The following is a 20,789-nucleotide window of genomic DNA, read 5'->3' as shown; positions in this document are numbered from 1 at the left end:
CGAAGTAAACACACACTACACACATCGTCCCTTAGCCGCGATTTTGGACCTTGGTTCCAGCTTCGACGGCGTAATGCCTTGGAGCTGGTATGACCTCCTTTTCTGAGCTGTTGAGTATTTTTGCTCTTGCTTTTGTTTTGGGTGCCCTTTTGCCGTTTGCGGTGCGCCCGATTTTGCACCGCTACAACATGGTGGATGTCCCTAATGAGCGTTCTTCGCATACTGCTCCGACGTACCGCGGTATGGGTTTGGCAACTGCTGTGGCGACTCTTGTGGCGTTTGTGGTGGCTACTTTGTTCGGCTGGACGTACCATTCTTCTGAGTCTTTGCAACTGGCGGTGACAATCGCCTTGGCGATTTTGTGCGCTCTCGCCTTGGGATGGCTTGAGGATATTCGCGGCGTGAGCATTGTGCGTCGTGCGGGCCTGCAGCTGGTGATTGGTGTACTGGTGAGCGTGAGCTTTGCGACGGTGCAGGGCACGAGCATTCTGCTGCTAATCCTTGGCGCGATTTTTATTGCCGGCTACATTAACGTGGCGAACTTTATGGACGGCATTAACGGTATTTCTGGTGCTCACGGTCTGGTGGCTGGTTTGGCGTATGCGCTGACCGGTTGGATGGTGAACTTGCCGTGGTTGGCTTTGGCTGGTGTGGCGGTTGCCGGTGCTTTTGCGGCGTTCCTGCCATGGAATGTGCGCCCTGGTAAGAACGTGTTTTTGGGCGATGCGGGTTCTTATGTTTTGGGTGCAGCGCTGGGCGCGTTGGCTGTGGGTGCTTGGCTTGCGGATGTTCAGTTCCTGTTGGCTTTTGCTCCGCTGATGACGTACCTGGCGGACGCGGGTACGACTCTGTTCCGTCGTTTTATGGCGGGGGAGCAGTGGTACAAGCCGCACCGTACTCACACTTATCAGCGTCTGACGGATGTTGGTTTCAGCCACCTTGGTTCAACCGCCGTGGTGACGGGTACGACCATGCTGGTGTGGGTACTGTTGGCGTTTGCGTCTGATTTGTATGTTGCGGGATCTGTGGTGGCGACCGTGGGTGTGGTTCTTGTGGCTCTTGCCGTGCTGGTGGTGTATCTGCGTATGCCGCAGCTCTTTGGCGGTGAGGCTCCTACTTCTACGATTGTTCTGTCGAAGCGTTTTGCAGCGGATTTGAAGGGTTCGGCGTCGAAGGCGAAGTCGGCAACTGCGGAGCCTGCTACCGGCTCTTTGACCTCGGCAACTGGCGTTCCTGCGACTCCTGAGAATGTGGAGCCGACCTCGCTGCATCCGGAGCCGATTATGCCGGATTCGGTGAAGGATCGTGCGGGTCAGCCTTCTTCTGCTTCCTCTTCTTCGACGCAGTCTAATCAGAATCGTGGGGAGAAACACTAGTGGTTTCTGAACACTCTAATCCTTCGGCTGAGGCTCCTGCAGAGCCTCTCTGGAGGCGCGTGGTGGACGTTCTGTGGTACCCGCCGGCGGAGCGCAAGAAGCAGCAGAAACGCCGCCGAGAGCGTGCTCAAGCAGGTTTGAAGGCCTCTTCTTTCGAGAGTCAAGAGCTTTCCTGGAAATTTTTGTTCTACAGAGTATCGGCTTACTCTCTGCTGGCTTGGCTGGGCGGTATGATGAGTGCGTACCTGTTTGCGGGCCCTGTGGGCGCGCTAGGAATAACATTGGGCTTTCTGATAATCTATATATGCTTCACTCTGGGCGTATTAGTTATGTTGGTTGCTCCCATTTTCGACTGGGGTGTACCCAAATCGCTGGTGGTGAGCTACCTTGTGAAGATTGCTCTGCTCGGTCTGGTATTGATGTTTGTGCCATTCCCCGAGAATCTGAGGCACGGTTGGACTCTCGCAGGCGCATGTACCGGCGTGATTCTGTGGATTGTTATTGAAACAGTCAGCATCGCACGACTAAGAATTTTGTACTTCGACACCGACTCGGAAGACCACGGTCGGTAACACGATTGGTGTTTGAAAGGAAAAAACGTTTGGCCGAAGAGAAGAAGTGGTGGGACGGAGATAAAAAGCTCCGTACCACCGGAGAATTGGTATCTGACGGAGGTCTCTCCGGCGCAGTCATGTCGATTCTCTATCTGATCATCGGTGTAGCGGTGTGGGGAGGCATCGGTTACCTCGGTGACCTGATCTTCTCCACCACCTGGCTGGTGTGGGTTGGCGTCTTGATTGGCGCTGTTGGAGGTTTGACCCTCGTCTTTACCCACATGACCAGGCAGAATAAAGACCGTTAGGTCATTGAACGCGGACCGCTAGGTCACACATTCATCCATGTAGTTAGCATGTCAGTCGTTTATAGGCAGACATGGGCTCTTGATAGCCACTAGTAGCAAGAAAGGACTTGCTTTGATCGAGAACGGGTTGATCCTCGCGGAAGCCTATGTGCCGCCGACCCCTGAAGACATGCATCTGCCCCCCTTCTTCACCATTGGTGATTTCGCTTTCGGTAAGCAGAACGTACTGATTCTGCTGTCCGTGGTGATTATTGCGGTCTTCTTCCTCACCGCAGCACGTAAGCGTGCCATGGTTCCCGGCAAGACTCAGTTCATTGCTGAATCCGGCTACATGTTTGCTCGTAACTCCCTCGGCAAGGAAACCCTGGGCGTTCAGCACTACAAGCCTTTCGTGCCGATTCTATTCGCCTCCTTCTTCTTCGTTCTGGTGAACAACCTCTTCGGTTCGATTCCGTTTGTTCAGCTGCCCTCCTTCTCCCACCCCGGTAGCGCCTACGCACTGGCTGGCGTGGCATACCTGACCTGGGTTGGTGTTGGTATCAAGCGCAAGGGTCTGGGCGGCTTCTTCAAGGACATCACCATGCCTTCGGGTCTGCCGGTGTGGATTTACCCCATCCTGATCCCGATCGAGTTCTTCTCGAACCTGCTGATTCGTCCCGCAACTCACGCACTGCGTCTCTTCGCAACCATGTTCGGTGGTCACCTGGCGCTGATGGTTGCATCCAGCATGGTGACCTACATGGTTGAGACTCTGGGCGGCATCGGCTACCTGGCTGCTATTGCTCCCGGTGCTCTGGGCATGTTCCTGTACTTCCTGGAATTCATGATTCAGTGCATCCAGGCTTATGTGTTCGCTCTGCTGCTGGCTGTGTACCTGCAGGGCTCGGTTTCCGAGGGACACTAAACTCTCTAGTTTTTTAGGTTTTCGCGTTCGTCATTGGGCGTGAATAAAGCAACCCACACGTTCACCGTGCGGGCTATTAACTCAAATCAAACTCTGTTCGGTCCGGGTATGTTCCCACTCGAACACTGTTGAAAGGAAAAATAATGGTTGGTTCCATCACTGCGGTTGGCTACGGTCTGGCAGCTATTGGCGGCGGCATCGGCGTGGGTCTGATCTTCGCGGCATACATGACCAGCGTTGCTCGTCAGCCCGAGTCTCAGAAGACCCTGCAGCCCATGCTGTTCCTGGGCTTCGCACTGGTCGAGGCACTGGCAATTCTGGGCCTGGTTCTCGTCTTCATCAAGTAACCGGCTCTGCCACATCCTAAACGACCCATCCCATAGAACAGGATTCCCTCCATGATTTATCTGGCAAGCGACGGGGGAGCGGAGGCAACTTCGAACCCCCTGATTCCCGACGTCGGGGAAATTGTCATTACCCTCATCGGATTCCTGATCCTCTACTACATCGTTGCTAAGTACGTTGTCCCGGCGTTCGAGAAGATCTACCAGGACCGTAAGGAAGCAATCGAAGGTGGCCTTGCCAAGGCCGAGAAGGCACAGGCAGAGGCTGCAGCGGCTCGCGATGAGTACACCCAGCAGCTCGAAAGCGCTCGACTGGAGGCTCAGAAGATTCGTGAAGAGGCACGCGCAGAGGGCGAGGCAATCATTGCTGATGCTCGTGAGCGTGCAACCGCTGAGGCTCAGCGCATTAGCGATAATGCAGCAAAGGCTATCGAGGCAGAGCGTGCGGCAGCAGCAGTGTCCCTCCGTTCCGAGGTTGGCACTCTTGCTACGACCCTTGCCGGCAAGATTGTGGGCGAAGCCCTCAACGATGATGAGCGATCGGCCCGTGTGGTAGATCGTTTTCTTGCTGACCTTGAAACCGAGAAGCAGAACGCAGGTGCGGCTCGGTAATGGCAGGAGTATCTACTGAATCACTGAGCAAAGTGGAAGAGGTGCTGGAAGCTCACGCTTCCCTGCAGCCTCTGAACCTGGCGAGCGAGCTTTTCGCTGTGGTTGATGTTCTCGACCACAACGGCACCCTGCGCCGTGCTGTCACCGATTCTTCGCGTGATGTAGCAGCACGTCAGGGTATCGCTAACACCGTCTTCGGCGGCAAGATCTCTTCGCAGGCTATGGCTGTGCTCACCAATGCGGTGGCTCAGCGCTGGTCCGATGATGTTGATCTGGCGAATGCCCTGGAGCGTGCAGCAGTGCTCGCCGTGACCGCATCGGCTCAGTCTCGCGGTGGCGTGGACGCCCTGGACGAGGTGCTCAACGAACTACTCACCTTTGTGCGTACCGTTGATTCCAATGCTCAGGCGCAGGAAGCGCTGTCCGACCATCAGGCAAGCAAAGAAGCAAAGAAGAAGCTCGCCGTGGCGCTCGGTGGCCCCGCCACCACCGCCGAAGGTGTGCTTCTGCTCGAACGAGTTGGCTCCAACCCCCGCGGCCGTCACGCTGCACGGGTAGCCGATGAGTTCGCAGAAATCATCGTCACGCGACAGAACCGTTACATTGCGCGAGTAACTAGCGCGATTGCACTGTCGCAGGCACAGCTTGAACGTCTCGGTCGCGCGCTCAACGCCGTGTACGGCCGTGAGCTGAAGCTCGACGTTTCGGTGGACCCCGCCGTTCTGGGCGGTCTGCGTGTTCAGGTGGGCGACGAGGTGATCGACGGTACCGTCGAGACCCGCATGTCCGACTTGACTCGTTCCATCGGCTAGCGGCTCAAGCTAGCGACGCTGAACCGTTCGTCGCAACGGTGATTTAGAAGATACCTCGGGTAGCGGGTGCGTGGCTGATGCCTCCTTCGCAGAAGCGGCGGCATTGCCCGCCCGTTCAACCCGAATTGCAAGTTTCGGTTGGTTCCGTTGACGGAACGCAACCACAATGAGAGAGCAGGGACACAAGATGGCCGAACTGACCATCAATGCCGACGATGTCCGTAATGCGCTGAACGAGTTTGCAGCGTCTTACGAACCCGGCAATGCAGAACGTGTTGAGGTGGGTCGAGTTGTATCGGCCTCCGACGGTATCGCTCGTGTCGAGGGCCTTCCCTCGGTTATGGCGAATGAGCTGCTTCGTTTCGAAGACGGCACCCTCGGCCTCGCACAGAACCTGGATACCCGCAATATTGGTGTGATTGTCCTGGGTGACTTCACCGGTATTGAAGAGGGCCAGGTCGTACACCGCACCGGTGAGGTCCTCTCGGTGCCCGTTGGCGACGCGTACCTCGGTCGCGTTGTTGACCCCCTCGGTAACCCGATCGATGATTTGGGCCCCATTGAGTCCGAAGGTCGCCGCGCACTGGAGCTGCAGGCTCCCGGCGTGACCCAGCGTAAGTCGGTTCATGAGCCGCTGCAGACCGGTCTGAAGGCAATCGACTCGATGATTCCGATTGGCCGCGGTCAGCGTCAGCTGATCATTGGTGACCGCCAGACTGGTAAGACCGCTATCGCGATTGACACCATTCTGAACCAGAAGGACAACTGGGCTTCCGGTGACCCGGACAAGCAGGTTCGATGCATCTACGTGGCTGTTGGCCAGAAGGCATCCACCATCGCAGCTGTCCGCCACACCCTTGAGACTCGCGGCGCGCTGGAGTACACCACCATCGTGGCATCTCCCGCATCCGACGCAGCAGGCTTCAAGTACCTGGCACCCTACACCGGTTCGGCTATCGGCCAGCACTGGATGTACGGTGGCAAGCACGTCCTCATCATCTTCGATGACCTGTCGAAGCAAGCAGAAGCATACCGCGCTGTGTCCCTGCTGCTGCGCCGCCCGCCGGGACGTGAAGCATACCCCGGTGACGTCTTCTACCTGCACTCCCGCCTGCTGGAGCGTTGCGCTAAGCTCTCTGACGACCTGGGTGCAGGCTCGATGACCGGCTTCCCGATCATTGAGACCAAGGCAAACGACGTTTCCGCCTTCATTCCGACCAACGTCATCTCCATTACTGACGGCCAGATCTTCCTGCAGTCCGACCTGTTCAACGCTAACCAGCGTCCGGCAGTCGACGTCGGTATCTCCGTCTCCCGTGTTGGTGGTGCCGCACAGACCAAGGCTATGAAGAAGGTCTCCGGCACCCTGAAGCTGGAGCTGGCACAGTACCGTTCGATGGAAGCGTTCGCAATGTTCGCATCCGACCTGGACGACGCTACCAAGGCACAGCTGACCCGCGGTTCTCGCCTGACCGAGCTGCTACGTCAGCCGCAGTACACCCCGTACGCAGTTGAAGAGCAGGTTGTCTCCATTTGGGCTGGTACCTCCGGCCACCTCGACGACATCGAGATTTCCGATGTGCTGCGCTTCGAGGAAGGCTTCATCGAGTACCTGCGTCACAAGACCTCGGTACTGACCGATATCGCTTCCTCCGGCAAGCTTGAGGATGACACCGTTGCAGCTCTGAAGTCCGCAGTTGCTGACTTCAAGCAGGGTTTTAAGTCTGAGGGCAGCAGCCACCTCGTCGACGCAGGTCACGAGGAGCACAAGGCAGCTCGCGATAGCGACATCACTCAGGAAACCATCGGTTAGCGATTAGTCCTCGCCTTCTCCCCGCCTCAGCTATGAGGCTGGGGCGGGGCAGAAAGCAAGGAGAAAGGAAGCTCTATGGGAGCCCAGATTAGGGTTTACCGACAGAAGATTGCTTCGACGTCGTCTATGAAGAAGATCTTCAAGGCGATGGAGATGATCGCGACCTCCCGCATTAACAAGGCTCGTAACGCTGCTCAGGCAGCCGGCCCTTACGCAAACGCTCTGACCCGCGTGGTGACTGCGGTTGCGACCCAGCAGGGCATCAAGCACCCGCTGATTCACAAGCCGCACGAGTTCGGAACCTACGAACACCGCCGCTCCGCAATCCTGGTTGTTACCAGTGACCGCGGTCTGGCAGGTTCGTACTCCTCCGCTATCCTGCGTCGTACCGAATCTCTGATTGAGAGGCTGCGCTCTAACGGCCAGGAGGTACAGCTGTACCTGGTTGGCCGTAAGGCAAAGGCTTACTTCGAGTTCCGTGAGCGCCCCTACGCCCGTGCGTGGGAGGGCCACACCGATGCACCTCGCGTCGAAACCGCCGTCGAAATTCGTGACGCACTGCTCGAAGCCTACGACCTGCCCTTCGAAGAGGGCGGCGTAGACGAACTGCACATCGTGTACACCGAGTTCAAGTCGATGGTTGTGCAGGAACCCAAGATCCTGCGCCTGCTGCCCATCCACGTGGGTGAGGCAAAGGCTATGGGCGAGGAAATCGTTCCCGACCAGGAACTGACCAAGGCTGAGTACGAGCAGGCGGCATCCTTCGAGTTCGAGCCCTCCGCTGAGGAAGTGCTCAACGAGCTGCTGCCGCGCTACGTTGCATCCCGTATCTTCTCCTGCCTCCTGCAGGCAGCAGCAAGTGAGCTGGCATCCCGCCAGCGCGCAATGAAGACCGCAGGTGACAACGCTGAGACGCTGATTACCAAGTACACCCGTTTGATGAACAACGCACGTCAGGCGGAAATTACTCAGGAGCTCTCCGAAATCGTGGGCGGCGCAGACGCCCTCGGCTCCTAGTACTTGTACGCCAACGAAGCCATCAACTGTCCAAACTTTCTAAGTAAGTGAGAAATATGACTGCCACCTACAACGAATCGGTCTCCGCACCGACTCAGGGCGCAACGGGTCGTATTGCCCGCGTCATCGGCCCCGTGGTCGACGTCGAGTTCCCCGCCGGTCAGGTCCCCGAGATTTACAACGCTCTGACCACCGAGCTGACCCTCGACGGTCGCACCCGCACCATCACCTTCGAGACCGCACAGCACCTGGGCGACTCGATCGTTCGCGCTATCTCCCTGCAGCAGACTGACGGCCTGGTCCGCGGTCAGGCTGTAGTCGACACCGGCGCACCGATCTCCGTCCCCGTTGGTGACGGCGTGAAGGGCCACATCTTCAACGTTCTCGGTGACGCACTCGACGTGCCGAACTCCGAGATTAAGGCTGAAACCTACTGGCCGATCCACCGTGCCGCTCCCGGCTTCGCAGAGCTGGAAGGCTCCACCGAAATGCTGGAGACCGGTATTAAGTCCATCGACCTTCTGACCCCCTACATCAAGGGCGGTAAGATCGGTCTGTTCGGTGGTGCAGGCGTGGGTAAGACCGTGCTAATCCAGGAAATGATTACCCGTGTGGCTCGTAACTTCGGTGGTACCTCCGTGTTCACCGGTGTTGGCGAGCGTACCCGTGAGGGTAACGACCTGTGGGTCGAAATGGAAGAAGCAGGCGTTCTGAAGGACACCGCTCTTGTGTTCGGCCAGATGGATGAGCCCCCGGGAACCCGTCTGCGCGTGGCACTGACCGGTCTGACCATGGCGGAGTACTTCCGCGATGTTCAGAACCAGGACGTGCTGCTGTTCATCGACAACATCTTCCGTTTCACTCAGGCAGGTTCTGAGGTTTCCACCCTGCTGGGCCGCATGCCCTCCGCAGTGGGTTACCAGCCGAACCTGGCGGACGAAATGGGTCTGCTGCAGGAGCGTATTACCTCCACCCGCGGTCACTCCATCACCTCCATGCAGGCAATTTACGTGCCTGCGGATGACTACACCGACCCGGCGCCGGCAACCACCTTCGCGCACCTGGATGCGACCACCGAGCTCTCTCGTGAAATTGCGTCGCGCGGTCTGTACCCGGCAATTGACCCGCTGTCCTCCACCTCCCGAATTCTGGACGCACAGTACATCGGTCAGGAGCACTACGACACCGCAATTCGCGTGAAGGCTATTCTGCAGGAAAACAAGGAACTGCAGGACATCATCGCGATTCTGGGTGTGGACGAGCTCTCCGAGGAGCAGAAGATCGTCGTGGCACGTGCACGTCGTATCGAGCAGTTCCTCTCCCAGAACACCTACACTGCAAAGCAGTTCACCGGTGTCGAGGGTTCGACCGTTCCGCTGAAGGACACCATCGAGTCCTTCCAGATGATCTGCAACGGCGATGTCGACCACATCCCCGAGCAGGCGTTCTACAACATTGGTGGTATGGACGACGTTATGCGCCGCTACGAGGAAATCAAGGCACAGACTGGAGCTAAGTAATCATGGCTCTGAAAGTTGAAGTTGTTTCCCGCGAACGCGTCGTGTGGACTGGTGAAGCGAAGTACGTTCGTGCACGCTCCGTCAGCGGTGACCTCGGCATCCTGCCGGGTATGATCCCCACCTGCACGCTGCTGGCACAGGACGGCGAGCTGCTCATTGAACCTGTTGAGGGTGAGGTCATTAAGACCACCCTGAACTCCGGTTTCTTGACCGTCTCGAACGATCACGTGACCATCGCTGCAAAGCACGCACAGATCTAAAGTCGGTTCTCTACAGAGGGATTTGACCACTGTGTACACCTCGCCGGTGTTCCACCCTGAAAGGGGAGGGGCACCGGCGATTGGTTTATCCGAGGGTAGGTCGTGTGCGCAGAAAGAGCGCACGTGCAGAACGACAGCGTGCATAGAAAGATGATGCGCAGAAAAGGGGCGCCTCCCATGGTTGGGAGGCGCCCCTCAAGCTATGTGTAGCCGCCTAATCTAGAGCTGCTTAGCCTAGAGCCGTTTAGAACAGGCGGTCAGCCGAATCGTCCACGCCGCGCATCGCGTCGTAGTCCAGGCTCACGCAGCGGATACCGCGGTCCTCAGCCAGGGTACGAGCCTGCGGCTTAATCGTCTGCGCCGCAAACACGCCGCGCACCGGTGCCAGCAGCGGGTCACGGTTGAGCAGCTCCAGGTAACGGGTCAGCTGCTCCACACCGTCAATATCGCCCACACGTTTGAGCTCAATCGCCACGGAGACGCCGTGCGCATCCTTCGCCATGATGTCGACCGGACCGATAGCGGTCGGGTACTCGCGGCGTACCAGCGAATAGCCCTCACCGAGAGTGTGGATCTGCTCGGCGAGCAGACGCTGCAGGTCAGCCTCCACACCGTCCTTGATGAGGCCGGGATCAACACCCAGGTCGGTGGCGTGCTCGTGCTCAATCTTGTAGATGCGAATCATCAGGCGGTCATCGCTCTTGGCTGCCTGAACGGTCCACAGCTGCTGAACATCAGACTCCAGGTCCTCACGGATGCTCTGCGGAACGTCCTCACGCTCAGCCACCAGCAGGGAGCAGGGAGGGCTCATCCAGTTCAGAGGCTTGTAGGAACCGCCGTCGGAGTGAATGAGGACGGAGCCGTCATTCTTGACCATCAGCAGGCGGGTAGCGCGGGGCAGGTGGGCGCGGAGGCGGCCCTCATAATCTACGGAGCATTCAGCAATGACAATACGCATCCGTCCACTCTAGCAGGTACGAGTGTTTGGCTCTAGCAGGTGAGGGTATGAGCTAGGGAACCTGAGCCTGGTACAGGTCACGGTACGGGGCACAGTAAGGAGGTGCTGCACAGCAGGGAAGTACGGCACAGAGCGGGGGGAGTACCACGCCAGTATGAGGAAGAGCGCAGAGCGAACAGCGGCAGGGCTGGTAGATAGAGATAGCTGAGCGGCGCGGTAGAATAGGGCTCATGGCACGTAAGAATCATCCCGGCAGGCGAGCATCCGGTACCACCAGCGATAAGTGGTACCGTCAAGCACACGCAGGGCGTGATATCAGCAGGATCCTCGACCCTGCCCCCCGATTGGAACGTGACCGATACGGTGACTGGCTGGTGCAATACATTCCCGCCGTCAACGCCCAAAAAACCTACACCTGCCCCGAATGCTACCGCCCGATTCCGCCCCGAACAGCACACCTGGTGGTGTGGCAAGAAAGCCACACGATGGGCCGTAGCCGCGCCATTGACGAGCGCAGGCATTGGCATCAGCACTGCTGGCGCACCCGCCGCAAGTAGGCTGAACACTGCATTTGAGGTGCAGCCCAAGACCATATTCTCGAATCCATTTCTTGAAGGAACGCAATGAGCAACACCGCCGATATCACGCGCGAGCAGGAATTCGATCCCGCCCGCTACGTCTTCAGCACCGCCGCTGAGCCCACCCCCATTAAGGCACGTACTGTGCTTCCGGCACGCCGCGAGAACTTCACCGTCACCACCGCGGACGGCAAGCGCCTCGTCGGTGAACTTGCCCTGCCCGAAGGTGAAGTCAAGGCAACCCTGGTGACCTTCCACCCGCTGCCCACCCACGGTGGCTATATGGACTCGCACGTGTACAAGAAAGCGTCCTTCCGCCTGCCGGCGCTGTCGAACATCGCGGTGCTACGTTTCAACACTCGCGGCACCTCCTCGATTCGAGGCACCAGCGAAGGCGTCTTTGACGGCGGCTTTGCCGAGAAGAAGGACTTCGACGCAATCCTGAAGTTTGTACGCGAGCGCGCCCTGCCGAACCCCTGGCTGGTCGGCTGGTCCTTCGGCACCGAGCTGGTGCTCAAGTACGCGCCCGAATACGCGAACGAGTTCACCGGCGCTATTCTGCTCTCCCCGCCGCTGCACCGCGTGCACCCGGCTGAGCTGGACGAGTGGAACAAGATCTCGAACCCGCTGTACGCGCTGGTGCCCGAGCACGACGACTACCTGCAGCCTCCGGCAGCGCGTGAGCGTTTCGCGGCTGTACCGCGTACTCGGGTGATTCCCTTTGAGGGGTGCAAGCACCTGTGGGTGGGCGAGAAGTCCGTGCAGCAGGTCCTCAACACCGTGGTCAGCATCGTAACCGGCGCACCCACCGAACTGCCCACCGAGTACAGCGGCCCGGTGGCAGAAGAAATTACTGAGCTCTAAAGGCTCGGCACAAAACACAGCATAAAACATAAAGGCGGCGGCTTTGGATAGAACATCCAAAGCCGCCGCCTTCGTATCTATACGCGATGCGTACCCCTCGGGAAGAGTAGCGAGAGCGTAGAGAACTTACAACTGTTTACAGCTGGAGGTGACTACAGTTGGTCCTGGCGAGGAATGAACACCTCACGCACCAGAATCAGCATGGAAGCCGCCACCGGAATAGCAATCAGTGCGCCCAGCACGCCCCAGAGCGCGCCACCGGCAGCCACCGAAATAATCGCAACACCGGCAGGGACCGACACCGCACGAGCCATAATACGCGGAGAAACCAGGTACGCCTCCACCTGCAAGTACAGGAAGTACGCCACCGCAAACCACAGCGCCAGGCTCCAGCCCTGGGTCAGCAGAATCAGCGAGGTCAAAATCAGCGCAATCACGCCACCAACCAGGGGAATGAACGCCAGAATCATGACGACCAAAGCCATCAACTGCGGGAAGCTAAAGCCCACAAAAGCCATAATCAAGAACGCCACAAACGCGTTCAGCACAGCAACCAGAGCCTGACCCATCACGTAGTTACCCACCGACTCGGTAATCTTGTCGGTAATGTACTTGACGCGCACACGCTTAGACGCCGGCGCCAGACGCACACCCCACGCCTTGATAGTGTCCATCGAAGTGAGGAAATACAGGGACAAAAACAGCACAATAATCACGCCGGTCACGCTCTGCGCCAGGGTAGAACCCGCAGAAACCAGGCTCGACATGAAGCCATTGACCTGCGAAGAGGAGAAAGTAGACTCCAAGAACTTCGGGATGTTCTCATTCGCCCAGGTGCTGATATTAAAGCGCTGATCAAGCTCGTGGTACCAATCAGAATTAATCGTGTTCTGATAAATACCCGGCGCGTACTGAACAAACTTAGAAGCCTGCTCGCTAATAATCGGGCCAATGGTCATGACCAGACCGGTCACGGCGACAGCAAAACCAGCAAGCACAGCAATCACACCGATACCGCGCTTAATGCCCCACGATTCCAGACGACGCACAATCGGATCCAAACCCAGCGCAATGAAAATAGCGCCGGTCACCCAACCCACCAGGGCACCCACATTATTGAAAATGTAGTAGGCGAAGAGCGCCAAACCCACGCCAACGGTCATGAGGAAACCAAAAGCAACCGGGTTGTGCATCATGGAGGTCTTGCCGTTACCGACCACCTTCGGCGCGGGAGGCGCATCCTCAGAAGCGGCGGGGGCTACCGGAATAGTATCCGTAGGAGGCATGGAAGCGCGGCGGCGGTTAGAACGCACCTGGCTAATGCTTTCGGTCAGCTCGCTGAAAGTCTCCGTTATCTGGTCAGTGAGGGATTCCTTCTTGCGCGTCTCGGGGGACGATGTCGTCTCTGCGGGAGCTGCTGAGGCTTTCTTCTCGCTCATGCTCTTCCTTTCCGGATCATTCCGGGTATTTTTCTTTACTGTGCCATTCTACCGGCTGGTTTACTGTGTTACGGCATCAACGGTGAATCTCAGGGCAGGGGAGCTCATGTGGGAGAGGCATCTGCGGGGTGGTTTCGGGCAATAGCCCAAACGCTACCCCGGCATGAGCTCAGAGCGTAGGCAACAGAGAACGGGCGCTCGCAACGGCGCGTTGTGGAGATAATAGAGGAAGGAACGCGTGAAGGATCTAGCCCGCACGCAACAATAGATACAGAACGTAAAGGAGCCCAGGATGAGCATTATTTTTGATCCGGCAGACCGCGGCGCATCCCAGAACGCGGCACAGGGTAACGTCGCGCAGGGTGGGGCAGCGCAGAACGATGCAGCGCAGGAGATTCCCGCCTCCGTACGCAACGCCATGGAACTGAACCCCAACGCGGCACAGTCTGCTGGCGAACAGGGTGGCGAACAGACCCCCTCCGCTCCCACCTGGCGCTACGAGGTCAATACCCCCGAAGAGTTCCAGAAGTTCGTGCAGCTCTCCAGTCAGGGTGCCGTGATTTTTGCGCTCTACGCGCCGCACTCGCCCTCCTCCCTGCAGATGCTCGAAGGCGTGCAGAAGCTCGTCGACTCCGCTGCAGGTAGCATGATTTGCGCCGCCGTGGACGTCACCAAACTTCCCGAAGCTGCCCAGGCATTCGGCGTGAGCGGCGTGCCCGCGGGCGTTGCCGTTCTGGCGGGCCGCCCCGCGCCGATTTACACCGGCCCGGTCAGCGCAGAAGACCTCGGCGATGTGCTCTCCCAGGTTCTGCAGCTCGCGGCACAGTACCAGCTACCCGGCGGCTTCGACCCGGTCGTTCCCGACGACGAAAAGCCCCTGCCGCCCCTGCACGCAGAAGCCGTCGCCGCCCTCGACCGCGGCGACCTGGAGGGTGCCCGCGCCGCATACCGCAAGGCAATCACCGAGAACCCCGGCGATAAGGAAGCGAAGCTCGGCCTGGAACAGGTTGATCTGCTCGCCCGCGTGAAGGACCTGGACCTGGCAACCGAACGTGCGGCGGCTGCGGCAGATCCCATGAACATTGACGCTGCGTTCAACGTAGCCGACCTGGACCTGGTGGGCGGCCACGTGGAGGACGCGTACAACCGTCTGCTGCGCCTGTTCAGCGCGGTAGGTCCCGACGATAAGGTGCGGGTGCGTGAGCGCCTCGTGCAGCTCTTCGACGTGGTGGGTGCATCTGACCCGCGCACCATCAAGGCGCGTGCGGCGCTGACCATGGCGCTGTTCTAAAAAATAGCTGTCACCCGGGAAACGTCATGAGCCGGTCTAGCTTGCTCTGGCTAATCTAGGCGGCTGAAACGTTGAATACGGACGGGCTATCGTCTACCCCTGCACTCGGGCTGTGGGCTAGGCGGTAGCCCGTTCTGCATTTGCGGTCTTTGGCGGTTTTGAGGGTGGGGGGGCTTATCGACTCAACCTGTCTGATAGTGCGGCTGGATGGTATCTATAGCACTCCGGAATGTCCATAATATGCGTTGTGAGTACTTAATAATGCAGGTTTCATCACCAAACCTGCTAGACCTCATGGGGGGGTGGTAGGGTGAAAATATGAACACTAGTCATTTTTCTCAGACCCCCGATTCGCATGGGCCAGATTCAGAGCAGAACCCGGTACAAGAGACCGCAGTAGAGGAAGCACCCGCCGCGGCAGTACCTCAAGCTATAGTCCCCGAATCTGCGGCGCCGGAAGCTGTAAACCCTGAGCCTGCAGCTCCCGAAGCGGTAGTTCCCGCGTCGGTAGCACCGCAGCTACCCGTCACCCCGCAGGCCGCACCGACCGCTGGCGCTCGCCCCGCTATCGAAATCCGCGGCCTCACTAAGGCATTCGGTCAGAAGGTCGCCGTCGACCGCATCAACCTGGATATCCCCTCCGGATCGTTCTACGGACTGGTCGGTCGCAACGGCGCCGGTAAAACCACCACCATCTCCATGGTCACCGGCATGCTCATGCCCAGCGAAGGCACCGCATACGTGCGCGGCATCGACATGTGGACCGACCCGCTCAAAGCGAAGGCACACTTGGGCGTGCTGCCTGACGGCGTGCACCTCTTCGACAAGCTCACCGGCGAGCAGCTCATCACCTACTCCGGCTACCTGCACGGAATCGATAAGGAAACCGTCGCATCCCGCGTCAAGGACCTGCTCACCGCAATGGACCTGACCGAGGCTGCGGGTCGTGCCGTCGCCGACTACTCCGCCGGTATGACCAAGAAGATTGCGCTCGCCGCCGCGCTCGTCCACGCACCCTCCGTGCTGATTCTGGATGAGCCCTTCGAGGCGGTCGACCCGGTTTCTGCCGCTAATATTCAGGACATTCTGCGCGGCTTCGTTGCTTCCGGCGGAACTGTCATTATCTCCTCGCACGTGATGGACCTTGTCCAGCGCCTGTGCGACCACGTAGCCGTCATGGACTCCGGCCGTATTCTTGCCGCCGGAACCGTCGACGAAGTCCGCGCCGGTATGAGCCTTGAAGAACGATTCGTGCAGCTGGTCGGCGGCCGCACCTCCTCGGAAGGATTGTCATGGTTGGGCACCTCGTCTCACTAAAGTGGCAGTATGTGCTCGCCTCCTTTCGCCGTAGTATCTGGGCGCTCATCGGCCTGATTTTTGCGGCGCTCTACGCGGGCGGTATGCTCTTCGGCCTCGGCTCCACATACGTGATTGCTAATTCGAAGGTCCCTGAATACGGTCAGCTCGGAACCCTTCTTGTGGGCACCGTTGTGGCGCTCGCCTGGGCTATCGTCCCTATCTTCTTCAGCGGACTGGACGGCACCCTGGATGAGAGCCGATTCGTGCTCTTCCCCATCAAGCCCTCCACCCTGCAGAAGGGGCAGTTCCTCGGCGGGTTCGTGGGTATTCCCGGCATCGCCAGCATCATTGCCGTGCTGCTGGGTGCTATCGCGTTTATATCGCAGCCGCTCGCGCTGGTCGTGTACCTCATCTGCTGCGTGCTCGGCCTCGCGAACCTCATGGTGTGGGCGCGTCTCGCCAACCGCCTGGGCATGGTTCTGAACGATAACCCGCGCATCGCCAACACCCTGATGATCGTTGCCGCGCTACTGATGATGAGCGCAGGCTTCATCTTCGGTGGAACAATGATTTACCTGACCAATCATTGGGAAGAAGTGCTACCCTACCTGCCGTGGCTGGGCGTGACCCCCTTCGGGTCCGCGTTCGCCGTGCCCTACTTTATAGCGACCGGCAATATGGGTGCCGCCCTTGGCTGCCTGGCTCTGACCCTCGTCTACCTGGTTGGCGGCTGGTGGCTGTGGGGTAAGAACCTCGCACGCTCCATGGCGAATGTGGGCGGTAGCGCCCACCACGCGAGCGCAGCTGAAGTCGCCGCAGGTGATTTGGGCCTGTTCGCTCGCTTCCCCGCGACCCCGCGAGGCGCCGTAGCGGCACGAACCCTGCACTCAATCCTGAAAGACAACCGTCTGCAGATGCTGACCGTCAGCACCGCAATGCTTTACCTGATTCTGACAGTGGCCATGCCGCTGTTCCTGAGCTCTGTAGGCTCCTTCGAAAGTCGGGTCAATTTCAACGGCGGTAACGCGGCTGAAGCCAACCAGATTATCAATAGCGGCGTCATGCAGCTTTTCGGATTCTGGATGTACTTCTGCACCATCTTCACCGGCTACTACATGTGCTACCTCGTCTCCTACGACAACACCGCGTTCAGCCTGCACGTGCTCTCCCCGCTGCGCGGTATTGACGACCGCATCGGCAGGCTCTGGGGCTACAGCATCTTGACGGTTCCGGTTGTGGTGGTGATGGTGTTCGTCGCCTGCGTAGCAAACGGACACCTGGAACTCGCCCCCATCGTGCTGATGCACCAGCTGGGCGTGTTCGCCGCGGCGGCTGGCATGGGATGCGTGATGGATACCTTCATCAGTCCGCCCGTGGCGCCTCCCGGGGCTAACCCGTTCAAGAACCCGAAGAACACTGACGGCTTCGCTAAGCAACTGCTGCTGATGCTCTCTATAGTTTTGGTGATGCTCAGCGCGCTGCCCGGCGGTATCTCTGTTGTCGTGTACATTTTTGGCACGCAGGATATGCTGACCCTCGTCTACGGTGGCTTGATTCAGCTGCTGATTGGTGCCGCAGTGCTCGTGGGCGGCGTGGTGTGGGGCGGCCACCGCTACGACAAAGTCAGCTCCAAGATGCTGGAGCGTGTGGCACGCTTCCAGGCGAACTAACAAGAGTCGAAGCTCCAGCACATCAGGAATAAAAGAGAAGGGTTCCGTGTTAGGTACTAAGCCTGGCACGGAACCCCTTTTCTGTGCCGCACGAATTTCTAGCCCTGAACTTTCTAGCCCCGAACTTCTAGCGGAAAGAAGCTCACCGCAATACCTAAGAATCTATGGCTGAGCTGTGGCCTGCCTCCATATTGACCGCCCGTGGGCTCAGTACCTTCCAACTGCTACTAAAATAGAGAAGGCGCCAATCACCCAACCATGCAGCGGCACCCCTCACCCTATGTATCCCACCTCATCATCAAGGAGAAACATGAGCTCGATTGAAGGCATCGAAGACCCCTTTGGCCCCGGAACCGCAGGCGGCACCGCACTGCTCGAACGCGAAGAAACCCAGCTTTCTGAGCCCGGCGACCACGAGCGCTTCTCCCACTACGTACGCAAGGAAAAGATTCTTGAGTCGGCGCTGACCGGTGAACCCGTGCGCGCCCTCTGCGGCAAAATGTGGGTACCCGGCCGCGACCCGCAGAAGTTCCCCGTCTGCCCCCAGTGCAAGGAAATCTACGAAGGCCTCGCACCCGGCAACGACGGCGACAACGGCTCCGGCGAATAATACGCGCCAGGCGACACACCTCAGACAACACATCTCAGACAATACGCCTGAATAAATACGAGAATAAATAACACGCCGCAGCAGCAAGAGTCAACGGCCCAACACCGCTCATGAGACTATGCTGACGAGCACCAAATTCTTGCACCACAGCCCGGCCCAACCCGCGGATGTGGTGCTAGAATTTAACCTCGCTGTGCCCAGGCCGTCAGAGCGCTAAGAACACCGGAGCACTAGGAACACCAGAGCGCCCACCACCTCCACACGGGGGAGAAGCGCCCCTGCGCTGAGTCGGCGAGAGGAATCAGTAGAGGTAGACGAGGAAGAAGGAGAGAATGAGCGCACCCGCAGAGGAACCCACACTATTCGACAGTATGGTGAAGCCGAAGCTCTCCCCGGCATATCCCGACCGGGCCCCCTGGGGTACTTCCGTTAGCCTGCGTGCCTGGCAGGCAGAAGCTATGCAGAAGTACTTCGAAACCAACCCCCGCGACTTCATGGCTGTGGCAACCCCCGGCGCGGGTAAAACCACGTTTGCGCTGACCCTCGCCAAGGAACTATTCAACCGCGGCACGGTCCGCCAGCTCATCGTTGTGGCGCCCACCGACCACCTGAAAAAGCAGTGGGCTGACGCCGCCGCGAAAGTCGGTATTCCCATTGACCCGAACTTCAAGAACGCGGATGTGACCATCAGCCGCCACTACAAGGGTGTGGCGCTGACCTACGCGCAGGTGGCGAATAAGCCGCAGCTACACGCCCGCAACACCGAGGAAACGAAAACCCTCGTAATCTTTGACGAGATTCACCACGCCGGTGATTCCCTTTCCTGGGGTGACGGCCTGCGTGAAGCGTTCGACGACGCGACCCGCCGCGTGGCGCTCACGGGTACCCCGTTCCGTTCGGACACCTCCCCAATTCCGTTCGTCACCTACGAGGTCGACAACGACGGTATCCGCCGTTCCAAAGCAGACTACTCCTACGGTTACGGCCCCGCGCTGAAGGACCACGTGGTGCGCCCGGTCATCTTCATGGCGTACTCGGGCCAGATGCGTTGGCGCACCTCCGCCGGTGAGGAAATGGCGGCAAACCTCGGCGAAGGCTTCACCAAGGACATCACCTCCCAGGCGTGGCGAACCGCCCTCGACCCCAACGGCGAATGGATCCCGACCGTGCTCGCGGCGGCCGATAAGCGCCTGACCGAGGTGCGCCGCACCGTACCCGACGCCGGTGCGCTCGTCATCGCCACTGACCACGCGGATGCTAAAGCCTACGCAGAGCAGCTTCAGAAAATCACTGGCGAATACCCCGCCGTGATCCTCTCTGACGACCGTGAAGCCTCCGCAAAAATCGACGAATTCCGTGAAGGCATGCAGCGCTGGATGGTCGCCGTGCGCATGGTGTCCGAAGGTGTGGACGTGCCCCGTCTCGCCGTGGGCGTGTACGCCACCAGCACCAGTACCCCGCTATTCTTCGCCCAGGCGATTGGCCGTTTCGTGCGTGCCCGCAAGCGCGGCGAAACCGCCTCCGTGTTCCTACCGTCGGTGCCGCAGCTGATGATGCTCGCCAATGATATGGAAGTAGAACGCGACCACGCTCTCGACCGCGGCGCACCCGTAGAAATCGACCCCATGGTTGAAGGCCTGGACGACCACCTGCTCGAAGAAGCAAACCGCGAGGAACGCGCCTCCGAGCAGCTGGCACGCGGAAAATTCGAGGCACTCGGCTCCGAAGCGTCCTTCCACGGTGTGCTTTTTGATGGTGCGGAGTTCGCCTCCGGCAACCTTGCCGTGGGTAGTGAGGAGGAGCAGGACTTCCTGGGTATTCCGGGCCTGCTGGATGCTGAACAGGTCGGTACGCTGTTGCGAGCGCATCAGCGTGAGCATGCGGCGCGCCGCCCAGCGACTGCGGCACCTTCGGTGGTGGATCACCGCCGATTGAAGGAGCTTCGCAATAAGCTGGCGAAGAACGTGGCGGCGTGGTCGATTCGTTCGGGTCAGCCGCACGGCGTAATTCACAATGAGCTGCGTAAGATTTGTGGCGGCCCGGCGGTTGCGCAGGCTTCTGCTGAGCAGATTCAGGCGCGTATCGATAAGCTATCGGATTGGTTCGTGGGCCGACGCTAGAACGTGGATAGAATGTAGAAAAAGCCCCGCGGGTGTGTATGCGCTTGCGGGGCTTTTGGCGTGTGGAGGAAAGCTGTACCTCTTTGAGTGATTTTTACCTGAAGGTTTTCTTAGGTGTTTAAAGGCACGTACGTGGAGAAATACGTTGGTTAGATAGTGGGAATTGGTGGTTCTTAAAAACTTAATGTTGGTTTTTTCTCCCTAATTTGAGAAAAATATCGTCTGAAGGTTGTTGATGGAAGATGTATCAGGGGAATTTAGGGGAGAAATGTGTGCGAATAAAAGTTCAAATACTGGTTGAACACTGCATGTCAAAGTGAGTTTATGGAAGAGTGTGTGCGTTTTTCGCTTGAAAATTTAATACGGGGGGGCATGCTAGAGGCGGGGGGGGGGGGGGGGGGGGGGGGGGGGCGGCCGCCCCGGGGGGGGGGGGGGGGGGG

Annotated in this window: 20 protein-coding genes; 18 read left to right on the top strand and 2 right to left on the bottom strand. The window is 58.8% G+C overall.

Annotation, left to right across the window (positions count from 1 at the left end; all coding sequences use genetic code 11):
* Window positions 1–89 precede the first annotated feature (89 nt).
* The 11 genes from NML54_RS04395 to NML54_RS04345 all read left to right on the top strand — a co-directional run bounded on the left by NML54_RS04395 (window position 90) and on the right by NML54_RS04345 (window position 9,520).
* Window positions 90–1,376, top strand: coding sequence for an MraY family glycosyltransferase (locus NML54_RS04395; RefSeq protein WP_254756085.1), 1,287 nt, complete (start codon window positions 90–92; stop codon window positions 1,374–1,376).
* A 59-nt stretch (window positions 1,377–1,435) separates the two neighbouring features.
* Window positions 1,436–1,948 carry a hypothetical protein gene (locus NML54_RS04390; protein WP_254756084.1) on the top strand — a complete coding sequence of 171 codons (513 nt, stop codon included), beginning with the start codon at window positions 1,436–1,438 and terminating at the stop codon, window positions 1,946–1,948.
* 29 nt (window positions 1,949–1,977) lie between these two features.
* Complete coding sequence (locus NML54_RS04385) at window positions 1,978–2,238, top strand: hypothetical protein (RefSeq protein ID WP_254756083.1); 261 nt, start codon at window positions 1,978–1,980, stop codon at window positions 2,236–2,238.
* Window positions 2,239–2,350: 112 nt separating this feature from the next.
* On the top strand, window positions 2,351–3,142 hold the full coding sequence (gene atpB / locus NML54_RS04380; protein ID WP_005507804.1) for a F0F1 ATP synthase subunit A: 792 nt from the start codon (window positions 2,351–2,353) through the stop codon (window positions 3,140–3,142).
* A 143-nt stretch (window positions 3,143–3,285) separates the two neighbouring features.
* Window positions 3,286–3,489, top strand: a complete 204-nt coding sequence (gene atpE / locus NML54_RS04375; protein ID WP_005506461.1) for an ATP synthase F0 subunit C — start codon at window positions 3,286–3,288, stop codon at window positions 3,487–3,489.
* 51 nt (window positions 3,490–3,540) lie between these two features.
* A complete protein-coding gene (locus NML54_RS04370; protein WP_005506460.1) occupies window positions 3,541–4,098 on the top strand; it encodes a F0F1 ATP synthase subunit B in 558 nt (185 codons plus the stop codon).
* Complete coding sequence (locus tag NML54_RS04365) at window positions 4,098–4,910, top strand: F0F1 ATP synthase subunit delta (protein ID WP_254756082.1); 813 nt, start codon at window positions 4,098–4,100, stop codon at window positions 4,908–4,910. The genes NML54_RS04370 and NML54_RS04365 overlap by 1 nt, the downstream gene beginning before the upstream one ends.
* Before the next feature lie 187 nt (window positions 4,911–5,097).
* Complete coding sequence (atpA, locus tag NML54_RS04360) at window positions 5,098–6,723, top strand: F0F1 ATP synthase subunit alpha (RefSeq protein ID WP_254756081.1); 1,626 nt, start codon at window positions 5,098–5,100, stop codon at window positions 6,721–6,723.
* Window positions 6,724–6,798: 75 nt separating this feature from the next.
* Complete coding sequence (locus NML54_RS04355; protein WP_254756080.1) at window positions 6,799–7,740, top strand: F0F1 ATP synthase subunit gamma; 942 nt, start codon at window positions 6,799–6,801, stop codon at window positions 7,738–7,740.
* Window positions 7,741–7,796: 56 nt separating this feature from the next.
* On the top strand, window positions 7,797–9,260 hold the full coding sequence (gene atpD / locus NML54_RS04350) for a F0F1 ATP synthase subunit beta (protein WP_254756079.1): 1,464 nt from the start codon (window positions 7,797–7,799) through the stop codon (window positions 9,258–9,260).
* A 2-nt stretch (window positions 9,261–9,262) separates the two neighbouring features.
* The gene (locus NML54_RS04345) at window positions 9,263–9,520 is read left to right on the top strand and encodes a hypothetical protein (RefSeq protein WP_005506452.1); all 258 of its coding nucleotides are present in this window, start codon (window positions 9,263–9,265) and stop codon (window positions 9,518–9,520) included.
* Between the two features lie 244 nt (window positions 9,521–9,764).
* On the opposite strand, the gene nucS is transcribed toward NML54_RS04345, so the two are convergent.
* A complete protein-coding gene (nucS, locus tag NML54_RS04340) occupies window positions 9,765–10,478 on the bottom strand; it encodes an endonuclease NucS (protein WP_254756078.1) in 714 nt (237 codons plus the stop codon).
* A 230-nt stretch (window positions 10,479–10,708) separates the two neighbouring features.
* Here nucS and NML54_RS04335 point away from each other — a divergent pair, with 230 nt between their 5' ends.
* Together NML54_RS04335 and NML54_RS04330 are read left to right on the top strand one after the other, a co-directional pair.
* Window positions 10,709–11,035 (top strand): ATP/GTP-binding protein, encoded by a 327-nt coding sequence (locus tag NML54_RS04335; protein WP_254756077.1) that lies wholly within the window; start codon window positions 10,709–10,711, stop codon window positions 11,033–11,035.
* A 66-nt stretch (window positions 11,036–11,101) separates the two neighbouring features.
* Window positions 11,102–11,920, top strand: coding sequence for an alpha/beta hydrolase (locus NML54_RS04330; RefSeq protein ID WP_254756076.1), 819 nt, complete (start codon window positions 11,102–11,104; stop codon window positions 11,918–11,920).
* A 152-nt stretch (window positions 11,921–12,072) separates the two neighbouring features.
* Here the strand turns inward: NML54_RS04330 and NML54_RS04325 are convergent, their stop codons facing one another.
* Window positions 12,073–13,359: an AI-2E family transporter gene (locus NML54_RS04325; RefSeq protein WP_254756075.1), complete on the bottom strand. Its 1,287-nt coding sequence runs from the start codon at window positions 13,357–13,359 to the stop codon at window positions 12,073–12,075.
* Between the two features lie 292 nt (window positions 13,360–13,651).
* On the opposite strand from NML54_RS04325, the gene NML54_RS04320 reads away from it, so the two are divergent.
* From NML54_RS04320 to NML54_RS04300, 5 genes are all read left to right on the top strand, one after another.
* Entirely contained in the window at window positions 13,652–14,650 is a 999-nt protein-coding gene (locus tag NML54_RS04320; protein ID WP_254756074.1) for a co-chaperone YbbN, read from the top strand.
* A 318-nt stretch (window positions 14,651–14,968) separates the two neighbouring features.
* A complete protein-coding gene (locus tag NML54_RS04315) occupies window positions 14,969–15,967 on the top strand; it encodes an ABC transporter ATP-binding protein (RefSeq protein ID WP_254756073.1) in 999 nt (332 codons plus the stop codon).
* A complete protein-coding gene (locus tag NML54_RS04310) occupies window positions 15,943–17,619 on the top strand; it encodes a transporter (protein WP_254756072.1) in 1,677 nt (558 codons plus the stop codon). The genes NML54_RS04315 and NML54_RS04310 overlap by 25 nt, the downstream gene beginning before the upstream one ends.
* A 310-nt stretch (window positions 17,620–17,929) precedes the next feature.
* On the top strand, window positions 17,930–18,229 hold the full coding sequence (locus tag NML54_RS04305; protein WP_005506434.1) for a DUF3039 domain-containing protein: 300 nt from the start codon (window positions 17,930–17,932) through the stop codon (window positions 18,227–18,229).
* A gap of 332 nt (window positions 18,230–18,561) precedes the next feature.
* Complete coding sequence (locus tag NML54_RS04300) at window positions 18,562–20,349, top strand: DEAD/DEAH box helicase (RefSeq protein ID WP_254756071.1); 1,788 nt, start codon at window positions 18,562–18,564, stop codon at window positions 20,347–20,349.
* The last annotated feature ends 440 nt before the right edge of the window (window positions 20,350–20,789 follow it).

It is taken from the genome of Rothia gullae (assembly GCF_024294905.1).
GTDB lineage: Bacteria > Actinomycetota > Actinomycetes > Actinomycetales > Micrococcaceae > Rothia.
The sequence above is the reverse complement of the archived record's forward strand: the minus strand, read 5'-3'. Positions and strand labels throughout refer to the sequence as shown.

What these genes read in the sequence shown, in the direction of transcription:
- NML54_RS04310 (WP_254756072.1), top strand. Translation starts at nt 15,943, where the DNA reads ATGGTTGGGCACCTCGTCTCACTAAAGTGGCAGTATGTGCTCGCCTCC.
- nucS (WP_254756078.1), bottom strand. Translation starts at nt 10,478, where the DNA reads ATGCGTATTGTCATTGCTGAATGCTCCGTAGATTATGAGGGCCGCCTC.
- NML54_RS04315 (WP_254756073.1), top strand. Translation starts at nt 14,969, where the DNA reads ATGAACACTAGTCATTTTTCTCAGACCCCCGATTCGCATGGGCCAGAT.
- NML54_RS04335 (WP_254756077.1), top strand. Translation starts at nt 10,709, where the DNA reads ATGGCACGTAAGAATCATCCCGGCAGGCGAGCATCCGGTACCACCAGC.
- NML54_RS04300 (WP_254756071.1), top strand. Translation starts at nt 18,562, where the DNA reads ATGAGCGCACCCGCAGAGGAACCCACACTATTCGACAGTATGGTGAAG.
- NML54_RS04345 (WP_005506452.1), top strand. Translation starts at nt 9,263, where the DNA reads ATGGCTCTGAAAGTTGAAGTTGTTTCCCGCGAACGCGTCGTGTGGACT.
- NML54_RS04325 (WP_254756075.1), bottom strand. Translation starts at nt 13,359, where the DNA reads ATGAGCGAGAAGAAAGCCTCAGCAGCTCCCGCAGAGACGACATCGTCC.
- atpD (WP_254756079.1), top strand. Translation starts at nt 7,797, where the DNA reads ATGACTGCCACCTACAACGAATCGGTCTCCGCACCGACTCAGGGCGCA.
- atpE (WP_005506461.1), top strand. Translation starts at nt 3,286, where the DNA reads ATGGTTGGTTCCATCACTGCGGTTGGCTACGGTCTGGCAGCTATTGGC.
- NML54_RS04330 (WP_254756076.1), top strand. Translation starts at nt 11,102, where the DNA reads ATGAGCAACACCGCCGATATCACGCGCGAGCAGGAATTCGATCCCGCC.
- atpA (WP_254756081.1), top strand. Translation starts at nt 5,098, where the DNA reads ATGGCCGAACTGACCATCAATGCCGACGATGTCCGTAATGCGCTGAAC.
- NML54_RS04355 (WP_254756080.1), top strand. Translation starts at nt 6,799, where the DNA reads ATGGGAGCCCAGATTAGGGTTTACCGACAGAAGATTGCTTCGACGTCG.
- NML54_RS04370 (WP_005506460.1), top strand. Translation starts at nt 3,541, where the DNA reads ATGATTTATCTGGCAAGCGACGGGGGAGCGGAGGCAACTTCGAACCCC.
- NML54_RS04320 (WP_254756074.1), top strand. Translation starts at nt 13,652, where the DNA reads ATGAGCATTATTTTTGATCCGGCAGACCGCGGCGCATCCCAGAACGCG.
- NML54_RS04365 (WP_254756082.1), top strand. Translation starts at nt 4,098, where the DNA reads ATGGCAGGAGTATCTACTGAATCACTGAGCAAAGTGGAAGAGGTGCTG.
- NML54_RS04305 (WP_005506434.1), top strand. Translation starts at nt 17,930, where the DNA reads ATGAGCTCGATTGAAGGCATCGAAGACCCCTTTGGCCCCGGAACCGCA.
- NML54_RS04395 (WP_254756085.1), top strand. Translation starts at nt 90, where the DNA reads ATGACCTCCTTTTCTGAGCTGTTGAGTATTTTTGCTCTTGCTTTTGTT.